We start from the raw sequence: 18,383 nt of genomic DNA, 5'->3' as shown, positions 1-18,383 counted from the left end.
TTCCCTTCTTGTAGTCCCATTGGTGAGCTCCCCCTGTCAGGGGAGCTGGCTCGCGCAGCGAGACTGAGGGGTAGTCCGATGCCTTGAGCATGCGGCTGTGGATGCCCCCCAGTCAGCTTCGTTGGCCGAGAAGTAACGCTTACAGCTTGAACACGCGCTTCGGTTGCGCGTCGACGGAGTCCTTGACGATCTGCGCGCCCGTCTCGAAGTCGATCTGGTGCGTGGCGACGAGTCCGGCCACGTACGACGATGTGAGCCGGCGGTTCATGTCGTGACGCGCCGGGATCGAGCACAGCGCGCGCGTGTCGTCGATGAATCCGGACAGTTTCGTGAACCCGCAGATCGGCACGACATCGCCGAGATAGCGCGTGATCTGCACCGGCTGGTCGAGGAACCACCACGGCGCGCCCACGTACATGGCCGGATAGTAGCCGGCAAGCGGCGCGAGTTCGCGCGTGAACGTCGTGTCGTCCATGGTGAACGCGACGAAGTGGAAGTCAGGATTGTTGCCGTACGCGTTCAGGATCGGCTTGAGATCGACCGCGAAGTCGCACTTGGCCGGAATGTCGGCGCCGATGTCCATGCCGTAGTTGGCGAGTCCTTGCGGATCGTAGCTGCGGTGCACGGCCGGGTGCACGGTGAGCACGAGGCCGTCCTCCTGCGCGAGGCGGACCTGGTCAGAGAACAGGTGGCGGCGCAGGCGCGTGGCGTCGGCCGCGCTGATGGTGCGGTCCATGCCCTGCTTGAACAGGCGGTTCGCCTCGTAGTCGGACAGGCGGTCGGAACGCACGTCCATGTGGGAGTGGTCGGAGAGGACCGCGCCGTGTTCCTTGAAGAACACGCGGCGGCGGCGCATGGCTTCCACATAGCCCGCGTAGCTCGTGGCGTCCACGCCGGCCGCATCGCCCAGCTTGCGCACCAGATCGGGCCAGTCCTCGCGGGCCGGCTCGAGGTAGCGGTCGGGACGGAAGGCTGGGGCGAGGCGTGCCGGGAAGTCCTTGTCCGCGCGCACCCGGTCGTTGACGGCCAGATCGTCGGCCGGGTCGTCGGTGGTGGAGATGAAGCCGATGTTGAAGCGCTTGACGAGGCTGCGCGTGCCGTATTCGTCCGTCTGCAGCATCTCGTTGAGCTGGTCGTAGATGCGGCCGGCGCTCTCCTCGTTGAACGCCTCGGTGATGCCGAACACGTTGCGCAGCGAGTCCTCGAACCAGTAGCGCATCGGCGTGCCCGCATACGCCGGCCAGTAGTGGCCGAGCAGCAGGAACGCCTCGCGTGCCTGTGCGTCGGTGAAGTGCTTTTGGTTGACGCCGAGCGCGCTCAGCGGGACGCCCTGCGCGTGCAGGAGTCGCGTGACGTAATGGTCGGGCGTGATGAACAGTTCGGTCGGATTGGCGAAATGACGGTTTTCGGCGAACCACTCGACCGGCACGTGGCCGTGGGGGGAGATGATCGGCGCGTTGCGTACGAGGTCGTACAGGTCGTGCGCGATGGAACGGGTGGTCGGATCGGCCGGCAGCAGTCGGTCGTCGCATGAATCGAGCGGCTTTGATTGAGTCATGTCTCCAGTATGCGGGCCAGATTCCGCCCTTTTCCGGTTTTGCCACGCTTTGCAGCGGGGCTGGCTGGCGGGTGCGTGCGGTCGGTGCGCAGATGGGGTGGCGGGGGAGTGGAATCGCGGCTAAGGTTTTGAATCGTGCCGTGTGGCGGATTGCCGGGTAGTATACAATGCCGTGTAATGGTCGAAAGTGATCGAATATGAACGAAGATGTGCAGAATGGAGTGAATGTGAGTGGAGAGCCTGCCGGGACGTCCGCCGAGCAGACGACTCGGGTAACCATCACCGACGTGGCCAAGGAGGCCGGCGTCTCGCCGTCCACCGTGTCGCGCGCCTTCGCGCGCCCGGGGCGCGTCAACGCGCAGACCGCGCAGCGCATCCGCGAGGCCGCCGACCGTCTCGGCTACCGTTCCACCGCCGTGCCGGTCGTCTCCGACGGCCTGCGCATGACGGGCCAGATCGCGTTCGTTGTCTCCGACCTCGGCAATCCCATCTTCGCGAACTACGTCAAAAGCGCGCAGCACGAGGCGCTCAAGCGCGGCTACAGCCTGCTCGTCATCGACTCGGAGGAATCCGACGTGGTCGAGCGCCGCGCCGTCGAATTCGTGCGCGACCACGTCGACGGCATTGTGCTCGGCTCGTCGCGACGGTCCGACGCGGCCATCCGCAAGCTCGCCGAAACCGTGCCGGTCATCACCATCAACCGGCCGATCCGCGGCGTGCGCTCCGTCATCTCGGACGTGCGCGGCGGTCTGGGCAGCGCGGTCGGCCGCCTGCTCGACCTTGGCCACCGCCGCATCGCGTACGTGTCCGGGCCGGAACAGTCATGGCAGAACGGCGTACGTTGGCAGACGCTGCTGACCATGAGCCGCGCGCAGGGCTTCACCGTGCGCCGCATCCCGTCCGAATCGCCCACGTATGCAGGCGGCTTCCGCGCCGTGCAGGACGTGTTGTCGTCCTCGTGCACGGCCGTCGTCGCCTACAACGACCTCATCGCGATCGGCCTGACCGCGGCGCTCACCGCGCGCGGCGTGCGCGTGCCCGACCGCATCTCCATCGTCGGCATCGACGACATCCCCACCAGCTCGCTCATCGCGCCCAAGCTGTCTACCGTTCGCCTCAACGGCACCAAGGTCGCCGCGCGGGCGGTTGGCGAGCTCATCGACGGACTGCGCCGCGTGCCCGCGGCCGGCGACTACAAGCCGATCTTCGTCGACTCCGTGTTCATCTCCCGCGAAAGCGTCGTGCCGCCGGCCGAGGCGGTTGGGGCGTGACGGCGGATGCGGGCCGACGGGATGCGGACTCGGGCGACAGTCGCGAGACCGTGACGACCGCACGCGCATGCCGACCTGCGCATTACGCGTATGCAGTTACGTATGCAATGAAAGGAACGTTCTCATGACCGAGACAATCGCCGCCGACCAGACGGTCGACGTCGCGCTCAACGCCGCCGACGTGGCGGCCGCCGCGCGCAACCACAATGGACTGACGTACAAGGGCTTCGGCGTGCTGTCCGGCAACGCCACGTCCGCGCTGCTCATGGACTACAAGGCCGAGCATCCGGACGCGTACTGGACGCTCGTGCGCACGCTGTTCGCCGGCGACCGGCCGCTCATGAACACCGTCAAAATCGAAATGGGCAACGACCGCAACAATTCGACCGGCCCGAACGTCGCCACGATGCGCGACCGCGACGAGTATCCGGCCGTGCGCCGCGAGCCCGGCTTCCAGCTCGCCGCCGACGCCCGCCGCTACCAGCCCGGCGTGCACGTGAGCATCCTGCGCTGGCATGCGCCGACTTGGGTGCGCGACAACGACGACGTGTATCGCTGGTACAAGAACACGATTCTGGCCGCCTACCGCGAGTACGGTGTGATGGTCGACTCGGTGAACCCGGATGTGAACGAGCGCACCGCCGACCTCGACTGGATCGCCGAATTCGCGGAGCGCGTGCATGCGGATACGGACGGTTTCCTCGGCAACGGTCCGGACGATCCGAACGCCGGATTCCGCTCCGACCGCGAACGCGACCTGTTCCGCGCAATCAAGGTCATCACCTCTGACGAGGAGACGACCGGCACGTTCGGCGGCGACGTGATCGCCAACCCGCGCTACTTCGACGCGATGGACGTGGCTGCCTACCACTATTCCGTCGAGGATGACCCGCAGGGCAACTTCAAGCGGCTCGCCGACGAATACGACAAGGAAGTGTGGAACTCCGAGGCACAGGCCGTGTTCTCGAACTCGGCCGACCGCCCCAACAACACGATGGACAACGGGCTGGGGGAGCGCACCGGCACCGGCATCGGCGGCATCGGCGGTCCGCTCGAAATGGCGAACACGCTTATCAAGGGTTTCGTCGAATCGCGCCGCACGGCCGCGATCTACCAGCCGGCCATCGGCTCGTGCTACGAGCACATGGAATACGCGTCCAAGGAGCTCATCTCCGCCCGCGACCCGTGGAGCGGCTGGATCTACTACGACGCCGGCTGCGCCGCGCTTGAACACTTCGCCCGCTTCGCCAACCTCGGCTGGGAGCCTGCTGATGGCGCGAATGAGTCCTTAGCCCCCTCTGACGAGGGGGCTGTCGGCGGAGCCGACTGGGGGAGAGAGGAAGGGAATAGCTTAACGGCAAGCGTTTCACGTGAAACACCCTTTGCTGGAGAAGCAACCCGTCCCGTCTGGAGGGCCATCCCGCAGGCCAGCGGTAGCGAGGTTGGCGGCAACAACCCGGTTTCCGGCGCCCGCCACGGCGAACCGTCGTACCTGACCCTCGCCGCTCCCGACGGCAGCGACTTCAGCACGGTCATCGTTAATGACAGCTCGTACCGCAAGACCTATCGCATCGCCATCGATCCGTCCTTGCCTGCATCCGGCAAGCCGGTCACCGTCTGGCAGACGCGCGCGGCTGACACTGGCCAACCGTACGACGCGAACTGGCGCAAGCCGGTCGCCGTTGTGTGCGCGCAGCATGTCATGTCGAGCGAAGCCGCAGGCGAAGTCGAGACATCTTCGGAAGATTTCTCCGCTCCGCTTCGCTCCGGTCGAAATGACATGGGTGAGTGTGGTGTTGTTAACCGAAATGACGGGGAAGAGGACCGTGGGGCCGTGTATGAGATCACCGTCGAACCGTGGACGATGGTCACGGCGACCACGCTCGACTCGGCTGTTGTTGATCCCGCCACCGGCGAGCTCGCACCCAAGCCGGCATACGCGTACGCGATCCCGCACACGCCGGAAAACAGCCGTCCGGTGCTCGGCTCGGCCGCCGGTCACGGCGCCGATCCTGCGAACGGTGTCCTGTATGCGGACGATTTCAACTACGCCGACGAACCGCAGGTCGAGGTCTGGAAGTTCGACAAGCTCGTCGCCGAGGACTACCTGACGTCGCGCGGCGGCGAGACCGGTGCGACCCCGCGCTACACCACCGACACGAACGGCGCGTTCGAAGTCGTGCCGGACGCCGCCCGCGGCCACGCGTTGCGCCAGCAGATCGACTGGACGCACGCCGGCAACGCCTGGATCGAAGGCGACCCGCGCACCGCGATCGGCGACATGCGCTGGACCAACTACCGCGTCTCCGTCGACGCGTACTTCGAACCGTACGACGGCCGCGCGCCGTACGCGCTCGTCGGCGCTCGCGAGATGGGCGGCAACAAGTTCACCACCGACATCTGCGGTGTCGACTTCAAGATCCGCGCCGACGGCGTGTGGCTGCTGCGCAACTTCGGCAACGAGGTGCGCCGCGGTCACCTCGAGGACCTGAAGAAGCGCGCCGCCGAAGCTGGCGTGCGACCGTTCGCACCCGGCGCTGGCGCGTGGAACACGATCACGCTCGAAGTCAACGGCACCACGGCAACCGTATTCATCAACGGCGCGAAGATCACCACGTGGTCCGACGCGAACCTGCAATCCGCCGGCCGCGTCAACCTCGGCACCAGTTTCAACCACGTACGTTTCTCGAACTTGCGCGTCGAACGCGTCGCCACGCCGGCCGCATCGCCCGAGCCGGGCGCATCGGCGGCCCCCGCCTCACCGTACTACACGCAGCTCATCGACGACATGCACATGACCTCGTGGGACGACGGCTCTCCGATCCTCACGTTCACCGGCAACTGGACGCACGACAACGGCCAAGGCATGTTCACCTACATGCGCACCATCTCGCGCACTGCAACCGCCGAATCGGGCTTCCGCCTCGCGTTCGAGGGCAGTGGCCTGCACCTGTTCGGCCCGAGCGACGGCCGTGCCGTGCTCGACGTGTACGTCGACGGCCATCTGGCCCTGCCGGTCGCGCCGGTCAACCCCACCAACGGTTCGCTGCGCTGCGAATTCCGCCTCGAAGGGCTCGAACCGGGCCGCCACGACGTCGAATTCCGTACGGCCACATCCGCGCCGTTCGCGCTCGACGCGATCGGCGTGCTCGCCTGATACCGGCGGGCCCGGAGCATCATTCCGCTGTCTTTCCATTTGCGGAAAGACGGCGTGCGGCAGACGACAATAACGGACGACGATGCGGCCGCTTGCCGCGTGCGGTCCGCGGGTCGCACCATCACCGTCGCCCGCACCGGACGCCGCACGATGGTGCAACATGTGGAAAACAGCGGGCAACATGCACGGCCGTATCGTTATGCTGAACGCGAACCAGCCTGTGGCAGAGAAGGAGTTGGTAATGCTGCTCGTTGATGATCGCCATGCCCCGGTCGACCTGAAGTCCGGGAGCGCGCCCGTGCTGCGATGGCGCGACGGTGCGGGGGACGCGGGAGTCGTGTCCGGGGGGGCGCTTGCCGGCGATCCGGTCGCGTACCGCATCGCCGTGGCTGCGACGCGCGAGGATGCGCTCGCCGGCAATGCGACCGTGTGGGGCGGCGACTGGACCGACGGCGACCTGTGGGGCGGCGTTGCGCTGACCGACGTCGACATGGCGCCGGCGCGCCGATATTGGGTTTCGTTGCAATGGCGATACGCCGACGGTGCGGAAAGCGACTGGTGCGAGCCGACGACGTTCGGCACTGCGCCGGCGGGCGACGCATGGCAGGCCGCCAGCGTGTGGGGTCCGGAGTCTGACGCGGATGCCGCGGACAGTGCGGATGATGCCGCTGCGCACGATGGCGACGCCACAAACGATGCCACGTCCGCGCACGATGGCAACGACGAGACGCCTGACGATGCCGCAGCTCCGGCCAAGCCCGGCAACTCGGCCGGCTGGGCCGTGCTGCGCGGCACGTTCCGCCTGCCCGACAAGCCGGTGCGCTGGGCGACACTCACCGCCACCGCCTCGTCCACGCGTCCCGCACGACAGTTCGTCTACCGCATGTGGCTCAACGGTTCGTTCGTCGGCTGCGGCCCGACCTTCCCGATCGGCGACGAGGCTCGGCTCGACGGCTACGACGTTACCGACCTGCTGCGTGCCGGCGAAGAGAACGCGATCGGCGTGATCGCCTACACGATGGAGGAGCGCCGCTTCGCAGCCCAGCTCGACGTGTGTTTCGCGGACGGCTCCACCGAACGCTTCGTCTCCGACGCCGGTTGGAAGGCCCTGCCCGACCCCGCGACCGTCTGGCCTGACAGCGAATCCATCGGCACGCAGTACTTCGAAGCGCCGGCCGAAAACATCCGCGGCAACGCGTTCCCGTACGGTTTCACGGACCCCGACTTCGACGACTCCGACTGGGCCGACGTGACCATCAAACCCGACTTCGAGCACGTCGAACCGGCACCGACCGACAAACTGCGGCTCGAATACCTGCCGGCGCAATCGTTGCGCGTCATCGACCGCACCAGCCCCGACCATCCCGGCGAACGCGGCGTCGTCGCCGACTTCGGCGCCGGCTACATGGGCGGCATCAGGCTCGATCTCACTCCGAGCGAACCGGTCGACGTGACCGTGCGCTACGGCGAGACGCTCAACGAGGACGGCTCCGTGCGCTACCGCATGTCCACCGGCAACGTGTACGAGGAACACTGGCATCTCGTGCCGGGTGGCCGTCCGCTGGAAACCTGGGGACTGCGTGTCTTCCGCTACGTCGAAATCGCCGTCGCGCAGCCGCCGGTCGCGCCCGCCTCGTGGGATGAACCGTCGCCCACTGGCATCGACGAGGCGGCTGCCGTCATCGGTGACCTGCTGACGCGCCCGCTCGCGGTCTCGGCGGCCGCGCTCGCCTATCCGTCGATCGACGGACGCACGGTGACGGACGGTGGATACGTTGGCAAATTCACGTCGTCCGACCCGCAGCTCGACGCGGTCTGGCGGCTCAGTGCGCATACGATCGCAGCATTCAACGGCAACATCTACGCCGATTCGTGGACCCGCGAACGCGCCCCGTACGAGGCCGACGCATGGATCCAGCAACGCGCGCACCTCGCGCTTGACAGCGCGCCGTCGCTCGGCCGCTACACCGTCGACTACCTGATCGCCAACCGCACCTGGCCGACCGAATGGCCGCTCTACCTCATCCTCGCCGTGCACGAGGCATGGATTCGCACCGGCTCCGCCGCGCAGGCCGCCGAACAGTACGAACGCCTGCAGACGTTGCTGCCCGACCAGTACCTCGACGACGCAACCGGCTTCATCGTCAAGCAGCCCGGCGAATCCAGCCACACCGACGGCGACCTCGTCGACTGGCCGCCGTCCGAACGCGACGGCTTCGTCTTCGGCCAGGTCAACACCGTCATCAACGCGCTCTCCGCCGAAGCATACGCCGACATGGCCGGCATCGCTGACCTGCTCGGACACACGGACGACGCCGCGCGCTACGCCGCCGTCGCCGCGCGCCTGCGCGACGCGATCAACGATCACCTGTACGACGCGGCTCGCGGCGCGTACATCGACGGTCTGACCGTCACGACCACGCAGGACGAAACCGCGACGGTCGAATTCGCCGCCGTCGGTTCGCGTCGCCGCGCGAACGTCGCCGCCGGCGATACGGACGATGCTGCACACGATGTCGGCGCTGCACACGACGGCACGGTCGCACACCATGACGAAACCGCCGAAGCTGAACCGGACGATACGACGGCGGACAACCTGCCGGCGACCGTCGCCGGTGATCCCGCCGAGGCTGAGACAGCCGAACAAACCGCGCAGCCGGTACCGCCGCAGCCGTTCACCGCAGGCGACCGCACATTCACGCCGATCGACCACGCGGCGATGCACTCGTCCGCGTTCGCGCTGGCGTTCGTGCACGTGCCCGCCGACCGCGTGCCTCGCGTCGGCGAATTCCTGCGCGGCAAGGGCATGGCATGCAGCGTGTACACGGCCGTGCCGTATCTGACGGGCCTGTATCGCGCCGGACTTGGCGCCGACGCCGCGAAGCTGTATGCCGACCGTCGCACCACGCACTCGTGGCTGTACATGATCGCGCAGGGCGCGGGCGGCACGATGGAGGCGTGGGCGCTCGCCAACAAGCCGAATACCACGTACTCGCACCCGTGGGCCGCGTCTCCGGTGTTCCTGATCGCCGAAGGGCTCATGGGCGTGCGTCCGATCGAGCCGGGATATCGCCGTTTCGCGGTCGTCCCGCAGCTCGGCGACATGCGCACGGCCACGCTGACGCTGCCGACCCCGGCTGGCGACATTGCGCTCGCCTACAGCCCGACCGACGGTGAACGCGACGGCATCACCATCGACCTGACCGTGCCCGCGCGCACGCAAGCCGACGTCGTGCTGCCGGCGGTCAACGCGGGCGTATCGCCGGTCATCATGCTCGACGGGTCGCTTGCCAACTGCGAGCTGGTCACCGAAGCGGCCAACGTGGCCGGCGTGCTCGTGCCGGCTGGCTCCGTGCGCCTGCGCGGGCTCAAGCCGGGTCTGCACCAGATCATCGCCGTCGGCTGACGCGGGAATCGCGTCGCGCGCTCGGGCGAACGCCTATTCCAAGGCAATACCCAGCGGACTGGGTATACTCGGGAACATTGCGACACGGCCACGTCCCGAGGAACGGGCGTGGTTTCCTGCGCGCGCGGACGGGGAGGTTTGGTCATCATGGCAATGGAAGACGGCGGCAATTCAGGCGACGACAATCGCTTCGGAGCCAAGGAGTACGCGTTTACCGACGAGCAGAAGGACGCGATTGCCACGCTCGCCAGCTCGAATGTGTACGCCAAGCAGTCCAAATGGAAGACGTTCCGCGAGCTGCCGGCCGATCAGAAGTGGCCGTTTTTCGTGCAGAACTTCCTGCTCAATACGGCGATCGCGGTCGGCGCGGCCGCGCTGGTGATCGCGATCGTATGCACGGTGGCGTTCAAGGGGCCGGATCCCGACATCTCGATCGCCGGCTTCAACATGGCCGACTCCGCGGACCAGTGCGATCAGCTGAAAACCAAGTTCGTCAAGAACCAGAACATCGACGACGAGCGCCTCGTCAGCATCAACTGCTCGTATCTGCTGACCGACGGCAACGGCTACACCGACGATTCGGCCAAGATCATGGCGATGGTCACCGCCGGGCAGATCAATATGGTCGTGGCCGACAAGGACACGTTCGCCATGCTGGTCGAGCGCGGCTACGTGACGCCGCTGAACAAGGTCGAGCGGTCCGCCGAACTCACGCAGCAGGCGGCCGACGGAGTGCTCGTCGACAAGAAGGGCGAAGCGACCGATGACGCGTCCAAGGCGCAGGGTCTTGATCTGGCGAAGTCCGCCACGTGGAGCGGTACCGACGGCTTGCCCGATGACATGCTCATCGGCGTGAGCAACGTCACCGCGGGCACGGATCACGTGCGCGCGTTCATCAAGTTCCTCAAGTTCGAGTAGTGCGGATAGGTGGGTGTTCGCGTATTCGAGCGTATTTCCAATCGCCCGGACATGGTTTGCGCATGCAGCGCGGCGTGTCCGGGCGAGTTTGTATGTACATTAAACTATGTCTGGTTTTGCGATGGCAGATGTCAGCAATGCCAGTGACTATAACGTTGAAGTAGTTGCAGTGCCAGTAGATGGAACAGCGAAGTGCGAAGGAGCGTAACGGCATGGCTGTATATCACGTGTCTCAGCAGGCGGCGAATGCGAACGGTACGGCGGCGGACGGCAGCGAGGCCCGCCCGTTCGCGACGATCAACGAGGCGGCCGCGATCGCGCGCGCCGGCGACGAAGTCGTCGTGCACGCCGGCGTATACCGCGAATCGGTCGATCCGCTGTACGGCGGCGAAAGCGCGGAGAAGCGCGTCACGTACCGCGCGGCCGACGGCGAACCGCGACCGGTGATCAAGGGATCGGAACGCGTGACGACGTGGGAACGCATCGACGCGGACGGCACCGGTGAACCGGTCCCGGCAGACGCGCCCGTCCCGGCGGACGGCGCCGTGTGGCGCGCCGTGCTGCCCAACGCGATGTTCGGTGCGTTCAATCCGTACGCGCGCACCGTGTACGGCGACTGGGTCATCGACGCGAGCTCGCACGCCCGCGCGCTGCGCGAAGGCGACGACACGCTGTCCGCGCAGGCCGTGGCCGCTGGCTATCCCGATCATCCCGCCTGCCATCTGGGCGACGTGTACCTCGACGGCAAATCGTTCTACGAGGCGTTTAGCCTCGCCGAAGTCGCGCATCCGGCTCCCCGCACGGTCGGCTTCGACTACGGCGCATGGCGCAACGGCCCGATCCTCGACCCGCCCGAAGCCACGCTGAACGTCTGGTACGCCGAGGTCGAGGGTGACGCGCGCACCGGCACGACGACCATCTGGGCGAACTTCCACGACGCCGATCCGAACAAGCAGCTCGTCGAGATCAACGTGCGCGAAACCTGCTTTTACCCGTCCAAGCCGCAGGTCAACTACATCACCGTGCGCGGCTTCGAACTCGCGCAGGCGGCCACGCCGTGGGCCCCGCCGACCGGCGACCAGGTCGGCCTGATCGGCGCGCACTGGTCGCGCGGCTGGATTATCGAGAACAACGTCATCCACGACGCGAAGTGTTCGGCCGTCTCCCTTGGCAAGGAGGGCTCGACCGGTGACAGCGACTGCACGCGCACACGGCGCAAGTCCGGCTACCAGTACCAGATGGAGGCCGTGTTCAAGGCGCTGCGCTTCGGCTGGAACAAGGGCGTGGTCGGCGGTCACATCGTGTGCGACAACGTCATCCACGACTGCGGGCAGAACGGCGTCGTCGGCCACATGGGCTGCGCGTTCAGCACCATCGAGCACAACGAAATCTACCGCGTCGCGACCAAGCACGAGTTCTGGGGGCACGAGATCGGCGGCATCAAGCTGCACGCCGCGGTCGACACGGTCATCCGGGGCAACAACGTGCACGACTGCACGCTCGGCATGTGGCTCGACTGGCAGACACAGGGCACACACATCGACCGCAACGTGTTCTGGAAGAACATGCGCGACATCATGGTCGAAGTCAGCCACGGACCGTACACAGTCAGCAACAACGTGCTCGCCTCGCCGATCAGCTGCGACATCATCTCCGACGGCGGCGCGTACGTGAACAACCTGATCGCCGGCACGATCCGGCTCGGCCGCGTGCTCGACCGTTCCACGCCGTACCACTTCCCGCACACCACCGAGGTCGCCGGCAGCATGTTCGTCTACGGCGGCGACGACCGGTTCGCCAACAACCTGTTCGTGCAGACCGCCGGCACGCCCGCCGACGCGGACGAACAGTCCGGCTGGATGGCCGAGGGCCACGGCACGCGCGCGTACAACCTGCAGGCCCGGCACGACAAGATGCTCGGCGCGGGGGAGCGCGGCGAGCGCCCGGTCACGCTCGACGACTACCGCGAGCTGGCTTCGCGCGTGGTCGGCGCGGCCGACGAGGAGGTGTTCCGCAACGTGCCGCAGCCGGTGCTGGCCCGCGACAACACGTATCTGGGCGGTGCGCGCGAGCTGCTCGGCGAGCCGGGTGCGATCGTGCGCGGCGGCGAGTGGACGGTCGCACTCGCGCAGGACACGGATGATCGTCACGTCACGCTCGCCGTGTCGCCGGCCGGTGCCGCCGCTACCGATGCAGGCACTGCGGGCGACGCGGCGACGCCGTTCGGCGACGGTGCGATCGTGCGCACCGCCGATCTGGGCGAGCCGCGCGTCGTCGAAGCCCGTTTCGAGCGGCCGGACGGCAATCCGTTCGTTTTCGACACGGACATCAACGGCGATCCGCGCGTCGAGCGCAGCGCCCGCGGCCCGCTCGCCAACCTCACGCCCGGCGTCGCGGCGACCGTCTGGGCGTAAGTCGCAGCGTGCGGCGGTTCACCGATCCTCGACCAGGTTGGCTGGATCGGTGAACCGCTGGCGGTATTCGCGCGGCGACATGCCGATGATCCGCTTGAACGCCTTGGAAAACGCGAACGCGCTGCGGTACCCGCACGATTCGGCGATGTCCTGCACACTCATGCCGGTCTGCCGCAGCCATTCGCACGCCTGATACGTCTTCGCCTTGGCGACGAACAGCTGCGGCGTGGTCTGCAGGTACTCCTGAAACAGTTCGTACAGGTACGTGCGGCTGATGAACAGCGCCTCCGCGATCTCGCCCACATGCAGCGGCGAATCCATGTGCGCGTAGATGTACTGCATGGCCCGCGTGATGTACTCGTTGCTTTTCGGCGCGATGTTGGCGCGCGCGTCCGGCGACGGCGTCGTGGCCACGGACGTTTCGATGATGGTCGCAAGCAGCTGCGAGAACAGTCCGTTCAGCCGCAGCCCGTTGGAATACGTGCGTTCGGCGCAGTCGAGCATGTCGTCGATGATGCCGGCGATCCGCTGCGGATCGGCGACGTTGATCACGGCCGAGGTCGGGCCGAACCCGCACCGGCTCATCAGATCGAGCACGTCCGAGCCGCGGAACGTCACCCAATGCGTGGTGCATACGTCCGCAAAATCCGTGTGGTACATGATCGGCGTGTCCGCGGGCAGGGAGATGCACTGTCCGGCCTTGACAGACCAGTACACGCCGTCGATGTAATAGTGCGCGCTGCCCGCGGTGATCAGGTGCAACGAATGGTACCGGTGTGCGTTCGGGCCGTAGATCGCGCGGATGTCGCGCTCGCGCCCGGCGGACAGGAACCGCACATCCGGCGGTGCGACCTCATATTCGAGCGAGCGTTTCATCGCGTCTGCGTGGACTCGCGTTCGACCAGCGTGAAGCCGATCGTCGTCTTCGTGGCCGGCAGCGGATCACCCGTATGATCGATCTGCTGTTTGAGGCTGAGCATGACGAGCCGCGCTAGCTGATCCATGTCCACGCTGATCGTCGTCAGCGACGGCACGTGGAACCGGCCTTCGCGCACGCCGTCGAAGCCGATGACCTTCACGTCCTCCGGCACGCGGATGCCACAGTCGGCCAGCGCGCGGATCGCGCCGATTGCAGCCGAATCGTTCAGACAGAACAGGCCGTCGAACGGAATGCGGCCGGACTTGGCCAGCTCGTGCACCGAATCGATCGCGTGCTCCTCGCTCATGCCTTCGACTGCGACCACCGTCGACTCGTCGTACGGCAGGCCCAGATCAAGCAGTGCGGCGCGTGCTCCGCGCATGCGCAGCTTCATCGGGCTGGGGGAGTGCAGAAAATCCTGCTTTTCCAGATACGACGGGCCGATCAAACCGATGTTGCGGCAGCCGCGTTCCGCAAGATATTGCACGGCCGCGCGCGAGCCCTCCTCGTTGGGAAAGACGACGGACGAGACGACCGGCTGCTCCTCGCACGAGTCGATGAGCACGGCCGGCTTGCCGTGAATGATCTTTTCGAACAGATCGCCCGACAGACCGGACGCATGCGCGATCACGCCGTCCGACAGCACGCCGGAGAACAGCGAGCTGGACAACGTGCTCTGCAGCGCGGACGTCGAGTATTTCGTCTGCTGCAGGAACGGTGTGAAGCCGTTCGTGACGACGGCGCTCGACATGACGTCGATGAGCTTGGAATAGAACGGGATGTCGTATTCGTTGACGATGATCTGGATGATGCCGCTGCGTCCGGTTTTCAGCGCGCTCGCCGACACGTTGGTTTCGTAGCCGATGTTCTGTGCGATAGCGAGGACGCGTTCGCGCGTTTTGTCGCTGACGCCCGGCGCGTTGCGGAGCGCTTTCGATACGGTCATGGCGGAAACACCGGCTGCCGACGCGACATCCTTCAAAGTAGCGGCGCTGCGTTTCATAGCTGACTCGACTCTCCTTGTGCGCCTTTGCGCATGGTTGCTTGCTGCTCTCAGTGTTAAGGTCCGTGGGCTCGCCGTCGGTGACGGGCGTGCGGACGCTTATCCTTCTTTGGCTTATCGATAACTATAGCATAACCCTAACGTTGGCTGATCGTGTCATCGTTAACAGTGTTAATGATTGCGTTGACATGGTGTCTACAGACGAGAAACGCCGGGTTTTGCAAGGGCTGAAAGCGCTTGCGGCACAACGGTTGTCGCGTGTCAACGGTGATTTTTTGGCACGATTCATTGAAATTCCGCCACTTGTGAACATTCGGACATGTTTAGTGGACAAATGCATGTTGCGAAGGTTATGGTGCTGGTGCATTATGGTTAGCGTTAACCCCCACAACGAGGTGAACCGAACAACAGAACCAACGGCCCGCACAGTGGCTTTCCTGGCTGATCAGGCCATTGGTTTGCGAGGTTCGAGCATGCATGGCGCATGTTGAGGAAAGGAACAATCATGAACAAGGGTGTGGCTAAGAAGGCTATCTCCGGCGTTGCTGCCGCAGGTGCTGCCGCGATGCTGCTGACGGGCCTGTCGGCCTGCGGCCAGAGCACCGCCGCCAACAAGAAGACTTCCGACGGTAAGCCGATCGTCACCATTCTGGTGCAGCAGAACACCACCCAGATCCCGATCGGTCAGATGACTTGGGCCAAGGAGCTCGAGAAGGAATCCGGCGCGAAGATCGAGTGGAAGGTCGTGCTCGACACCGCTTGGAGCCAGCAGAAGAACGCCGCCCTCGCTGCCGGCGATCTGTCCGACCTGAACATCCGCGCCTACCACCCGGACGACGCCTCCCAGAACCCGGATGCCTTCGAGGATCTCTCGCAGGACATGGACAAGCTGCCGAACGTTGAGGCGTTCTTCAAGGAGCAGCCCGTCGCCAAGAAGTTCGTCGAGGTCGAGGGCCACCTGTGGGTGCTCCCGTCCAGCCGTGGCAAGGCGTTCTCCGCCTCCGGCCAGCACATGCTCATCAACAAGACCTGGCTCGACAAGCTCGGCCTGAAGGTTCCGACCACATGGAAGGAACTCACCAAGGTCCTCGAAGCGTTCAAGACCCAGGACCCGAACGGCAACGGTAAGCAGGACGAGATCCCGATGAACCTGCGCGCCCTGCCGACCGACCAGCTCGCCGGCTGGTGGAGCCCGTTCCTGTTCATGAACTCGACCGGCATCGCCACGCACTTCAATTCCGGCCCGTCCGGCACCGGCATCTACGTCAAGGACGGCAAGGTCGGCAACATGATGCAGACCGACGAGTTCCGCCAGGTGCTCAACTACCTCGCATCCCTCAAGAAGGAAGGCCTGGTCCCGGACGACTGGGTCACCTCCGACAAGTATGACTCCCGCAACCAGGTCGGCGGCAACACCGCCCAGGTCGGCGCGGTCTTCGGCTGGGATGCCACCGCATTCGGCACCGTCGGCTCCGACCTGTACAACCAGTACATCACCATCCCGGTGCCGTCCGCCGACGGTGTCTCCTCCGATGACACCGTGTGGGATGCCTCCGGCGTCTCCGGCGCGAACGAGTACGAGGACTACCACATGGCCATGTCCTCCAAGGCTGCCAACAAGGATGCCTGCCTGAAGATCATCAACCTGCTCTACTCGGAGAAGTACTCCGTCCAGCAGCTCTACGGCTCCACCACCGACGGCTACCTTGAGAAGACCGGCGACCACTCCTACAAGGTCACCGAGAAGTTCGTCGAAGAGCGCGACGCCCAGAAGACCCCGGCCCTCGAGGATCGTCTCGCCGGCTGGATCCCGGACGCCGACGAGTTCGAAGGCGACAAGAACCTGACCTCCATCGTCGAGGCCGACAAGCCGTACGCCGAGCAGTACTCGCACCTGAACGGCGAGAAGGACTACATGCCGATCTACGTCCGCCTGTCCGCCGCCGACCAGACCACCTACGCGAACAACAACACCACCATCGCGACCACCGCGATGCCGCTCATCGCGAAGATGGCCCAGAACGGCGCCGACGATGCCACGTGGAACAGCCTGCAGGAGCAGCTCAAGTCCATGAACATCCAGCAGAATGTCGACCTGTGGCAGAAGGCGTACGACAAGTACGTCAAGTAACCACTGACCTGAAGGCGTGAAGGCCATAGATACGCCCCTGTGACCTTCGCGCCTTTTTTCTTTGCCCAAAAACCGTGCGGTCTTCCTTGCGGGAGACCGCAACCAACAACAACCAACAGACAATAATCAATTCATCCCTAAGGAGTTTACGATGGCGGTTCAGGAGAAGGCTGCCGCGTCCGTGGTGGATGCCACGGGTGTGGTTGATAATACCGCAGCTTTTAAGGCTTTGCCGTGGCCGAGGAAGTTGGTGTGGCATGTGCAGCATTATTGGCAGCATTGGGTGATGGCGTTGCCGGCGATGGTGTTTGTGTTTATCTTCGCGTATATCCCGATGTATGGTATTCAGTTGGCGTTTCGTGATTTTGTCCCGTCGAAGGGGTTGACGGGTGGTCAGTGGGTTGGGTTGAAGTATTTCAACCAGTTTTTCACGTCGCCGATGTTTAGCAAGGTCATGATCAACACGATCAAGATCAGTCTTGGTACTCTGGTGCTTGGTTTTATCGCGCCGATCGTGCTGGCTTTGCTGATTAACCAGATTCATAGCACGAAGGTGAAGGGGTTTGTGCAGACGATCACGTACATGCCCCACTTCATCTCGACCGTCGTCATCGTGGCCATGCTGAACATTTTCCTCACGCCGAACACGGGACTCTTGGGTCGTTTCTTTGGTGGGACGAGTTTGTTGGATAATCCGAATATGGTGGCGCCGATTTATTGGTTGTCTGAGGTGTGGCAGCATTGTGGTTGGAATGCGATCATCTACCTGGCTGCGTTGAGCTCGGTTGACGTGAGTCTGTATGAGGCTGCGAAGATTGATGGTGCTGGTCGTATGCAGTTGATTCGTTATGTGGATATTCCGACGATTATGCCGACGTGTGTGATTCTGCTGATTATGAATATGGGTAATATCCTGTCGGTTGGTTTTGAGAAGGTTCTGTTGATGCAGAATGCTATGAACTTGCCGGGTTCTCAGGTGATTGCCACGTATACGTACATGATTGGTTTGAAGTCGTTTCAGTTCTCGTATGCTACGGCGATTGGTTTGTTTAACACGTTGATTAATTTCGTGTTCTTGATTTTGGCGAATTGGATTTCCAAGCGCGTGTCGGATACGAGCATCTTCTAAGCGAACGTGGAAAGGGTAAAGGTAAAGGCTATGGCTAGTGCGACTGTTTCCCCGGCCGTGAAGAAGAGCGGGGATGAGATTCCGTTTAATAAGCATGTGGCTCAGCATCGTGAGCCTGCTGATTGGGTTGATATGACCTGGTTTTTGTTCCGTGTTTTATCTCATTGATGGGAGACTAGGAACATGACCGGAAAGACTCGTTATACGAAGGAGTTCCAGGCGAGGGCGCTCAGGCTTCTGGAGGAGGCGCGTGCGAATCATTCGTCGGAGACGAAGGCCGTGGCCTCCGTCGCGCAGAGTCTGGGCATCGCCCCGGAGACGTTGCGCAGGTGGAGGAACAAGGCCGACCGGACGACCGCCGAACAGTCCGCGATCAGCGCGGAGGAGACGGCCGCCGAGTTGAAACGTCTGCGCGCCGAGGTCGCGGAGCTGCGCAAGGCGAACGAGATACTGACGACGCGTCGGCTTTTCGCGGCC

The 18,383-nt window shown here is 64.5% G+C and carries 12 protein-coding genes; 9 read left to right on the top strand and 3 right to left on the bottom strand.

Going from position 1 to position 18,383, the window contains the following annotated elements; translation table 11 throughout:
- Positions 1 to 139 precede the first annotated feature (139 nt).
- Entirely contained in the window at positions 140 to 1,558 is a 1,419-nt protein-coding gene (gene uxaC / locus BBIA_RS06260) for a glucuronate isomerase (protein WP_033494146.1), read from the bottom strand.
- 227 nt (positions 1,559 to 1,785) lie between these two features.
- Between uxaC and BBIA_RS06255 the strand changes: the two genes are divergently transcribed.
- From BBIA_RS06255 to BBIA_RS06235, 5 genes are all read left to right on the top strand, one after another.
- Positions 1,786 to 2,829, top strand: coding sequence for a LacI family DNA-binding transcriptional regulator (locus BBIA_RS06255; protein ID WP_033494148.1), 1,044 nt, complete (start codon positions 1,786 to 1,788; stop codon positions 2,827 to 2,829).
- Positions 2,830 to 2,953: 124 nt separating this feature from the next.
- Entirely contained in the window at positions 2,954 to 5,986 is a 3,033-nt protein-coding gene (locus tag BBIA_RS14665) for a hypothetical protein (RefSeq protein ID WP_033494150.1), read from the top strand.
- Between the two features lie 241 nt (positions 5,987 to 6,227).
- A complete protein-coding gene (locus BBIA_RS13340; protein WP_051923852.1) occupies positions 6,228 to 9,392 on the top strand; it encodes a family 78 glycoside hydrolase catalytic domain in 3,165 nt (1,054 codons plus the stop codon).
- Positions 9,393 to 9,539: 147 nt separating this feature from the next.
- On the top strand, positions 9,540 to 10,310 hold the full coding sequence (locus BBIA_RS06240) for a hypothetical protein (RefSeq protein WP_152600546.1): 771 nt from the start codon (positions 9,540 to 9,542) through the stop codon (positions 10,308 to 10,310).
- Positions 10,311 to 10,522: 212 nt separating this feature from the next.
- Positions 10,523 to 12,724 (top strand): right-handed parallel beta-helix repeat-containing protein, encoded by a 2,202-nt coding sequence (locus BBIA_RS06235; protein WP_033494151.1) that lies wholly within the window; start codon positions 10,523 to 10,525, stop codon positions 12,722 to 12,724.
- An 18-nt stretch (positions 12,725 to 12,742) separates the two neighbouring features.
- Here the strand turns inward: BBIA_RS06235 and BBIA_RS06230 are convergent, their stop codons facing one another.
- Together BBIA_RS06230 and BBIA_RS06225 are read right to left on the bottom strand one after the other, a co-directional pair.
- On the bottom strand, positions 12,743 to 13,600 hold the full coding sequence (locus tag BBIA_RS06230; RefSeq protein WP_033494153.1) for a helix-turn-helix transcriptional regulator: 858 nt from the start codon (positions 13,598 to 13,600) through the stop codon (positions 12,743 to 12,745).
- On the bottom strand, positions 13,597 to 14,646 hold the full coding sequence (locus BBIA_RS06225; protein ID WP_033494155.1) for a LacI family DNA-binding transcriptional regulator: 1,050 nt from the start codon (positions 14,644 to 14,646) through the stop codon (positions 13,597 to 13,599). Before BBIA_RS06225 ends, BBIA_RS06230 begins: the two co-directional genes overlap by 4 nt.
- 505 nt (positions 14,647 to 15,151) lie before the next feature.
- Between BBIA_RS06225 and BBIA_RS06220 the strand changes: the two genes are divergently transcribed.
- From BBIA_RS06220 to BBIA_RS06210, 4 genes are all read left to right on the top strand, one after another.
- The gene (locus tag BBIA_RS06220) at positions 15,152 to 16,777 is read left to right on the top strand and encodes a type 2 periplasmic-binding domain-containing protein (protein WP_081892120.1); all 1,626 of its coding nucleotides are present in this window, start codon (positions 15,152 to 15,154) and stop codon (positions 16,775 to 16,777) included.
- Positions 16,778 to 16,928: 151 nt separating this feature from the next.
- Complete coding sequence (locus tag BBIA_RS06215) at positions 16,929 to 17,906, top strand: ABC transporter permease (RefSeq protein WP_035138145.1); 978 nt, start codon at positions 16,929 to 16,931, stop codon at positions 17,904 to 17,906.
- Between the two features lie 30 nt (positions 17,907 to 17,936).
- Entirely contained in the window at positions 17,937 to 18,074 is a 138-nt protein-coding gene (locus BBIA_RS14210) for a hypothetical protein (RefSeq protein ID WP_156103677.1), read from the top strand.
- Positions 18,075 to 18,089: 15 nt separating this feature from the next.
- On the top strand, positions 18,090 to 18,383 hold a 294-nt coding region (locus tag BBIA_RS06210; protein ID WP_035138150.1), incomplete at its 3' end, for a transposase.

Source organism: Bifidobacterium biavatii DSM 23969, assembly GCF_000741165.1.
Classification (GTDB): Bacteria; Actinomycetota; Actinomycetes; order Actinomycetales; family Bifidobacteriaceae; genus Bifidobacterium; species Bifidobacterium biavatii.
This window is presented reverse-complemented; position numbering and strand designations above follow the sequence as displayed.

Excerpts from the sequence above, each read along its gene's own strand:
- uxaC (WP_033494146.1), bottom strand. The coding sequence starts at position 1,558 with ATGACTCAATCAAAGCCGCTCGATTCATGCGACGACCGACTGCTGCCG.
- BBIA_RS14665 (WP_033494150.1), top strand. The coding sequence starts at position 2,954 with ATGACCGAGACAATCGCCGCCGACCAGACGGTCGACGTCGCGCTCAAC.
- BBIA_RS13340 (WP_051923852.1), top strand. The coding sequence starts at position 6,228 with ATGCTGCTCGTTGATGATCGCCATGCCCCGGTCGACCTGAAGTCCGGG.
- BBIA_RS06240 (WP_152600546.1), top strand. The coding sequence starts at position 9,540 with ATGGCAATGGAAGACGGCGGCAATTCAGGCGACGACAATCGCTTCGGA.
- BBIA_RS06235 (WP_033494151.1), top strand. The coding sequence starts at position 10,523 with ATGGCTGTATATCACGTGTCTCAGCAGGCGGCGAATGCGAACGGTACG.
- BBIA_RS06230 (WP_033494153.1), bottom strand. The coding sequence starts at position 13,600 with ATGAAACGCTCGCTCGAATATGAGGTCGCACCGCCGGATGTGCGGTTC.
- BBIA_RS06225 (WP_033494155.1), bottom strand. The coding sequence starts at position 14,646 with ATGAAACGCAGCGCCGCTACTTTGAAGGATGTCGCGTCGGCAGCCGGT.
- BBIA_RS06220 (WP_081892120.1), top strand. The coding sequence starts at position 15,152 with ATGAACAAGGGTGTGGCTAAGAAGGCTATCTCCGGCGTTGCTGCCGCA.
- BBIA_RS06215 (WP_035138145.1), top strand. The coding sequence starts at position 16,929 with ATGGCGGTTCAGGAGAAGGCTGCCGCGTCCGTGGTGGATGCCACGGGT.
- BBIA_RS14210 (WP_156103677.1), top strand. The coding sequence starts at position 17,937 with ATGGCTAGTGCGACTGTTTCCCCGGCCGTGAAGAAGAGCGGGGATGAG.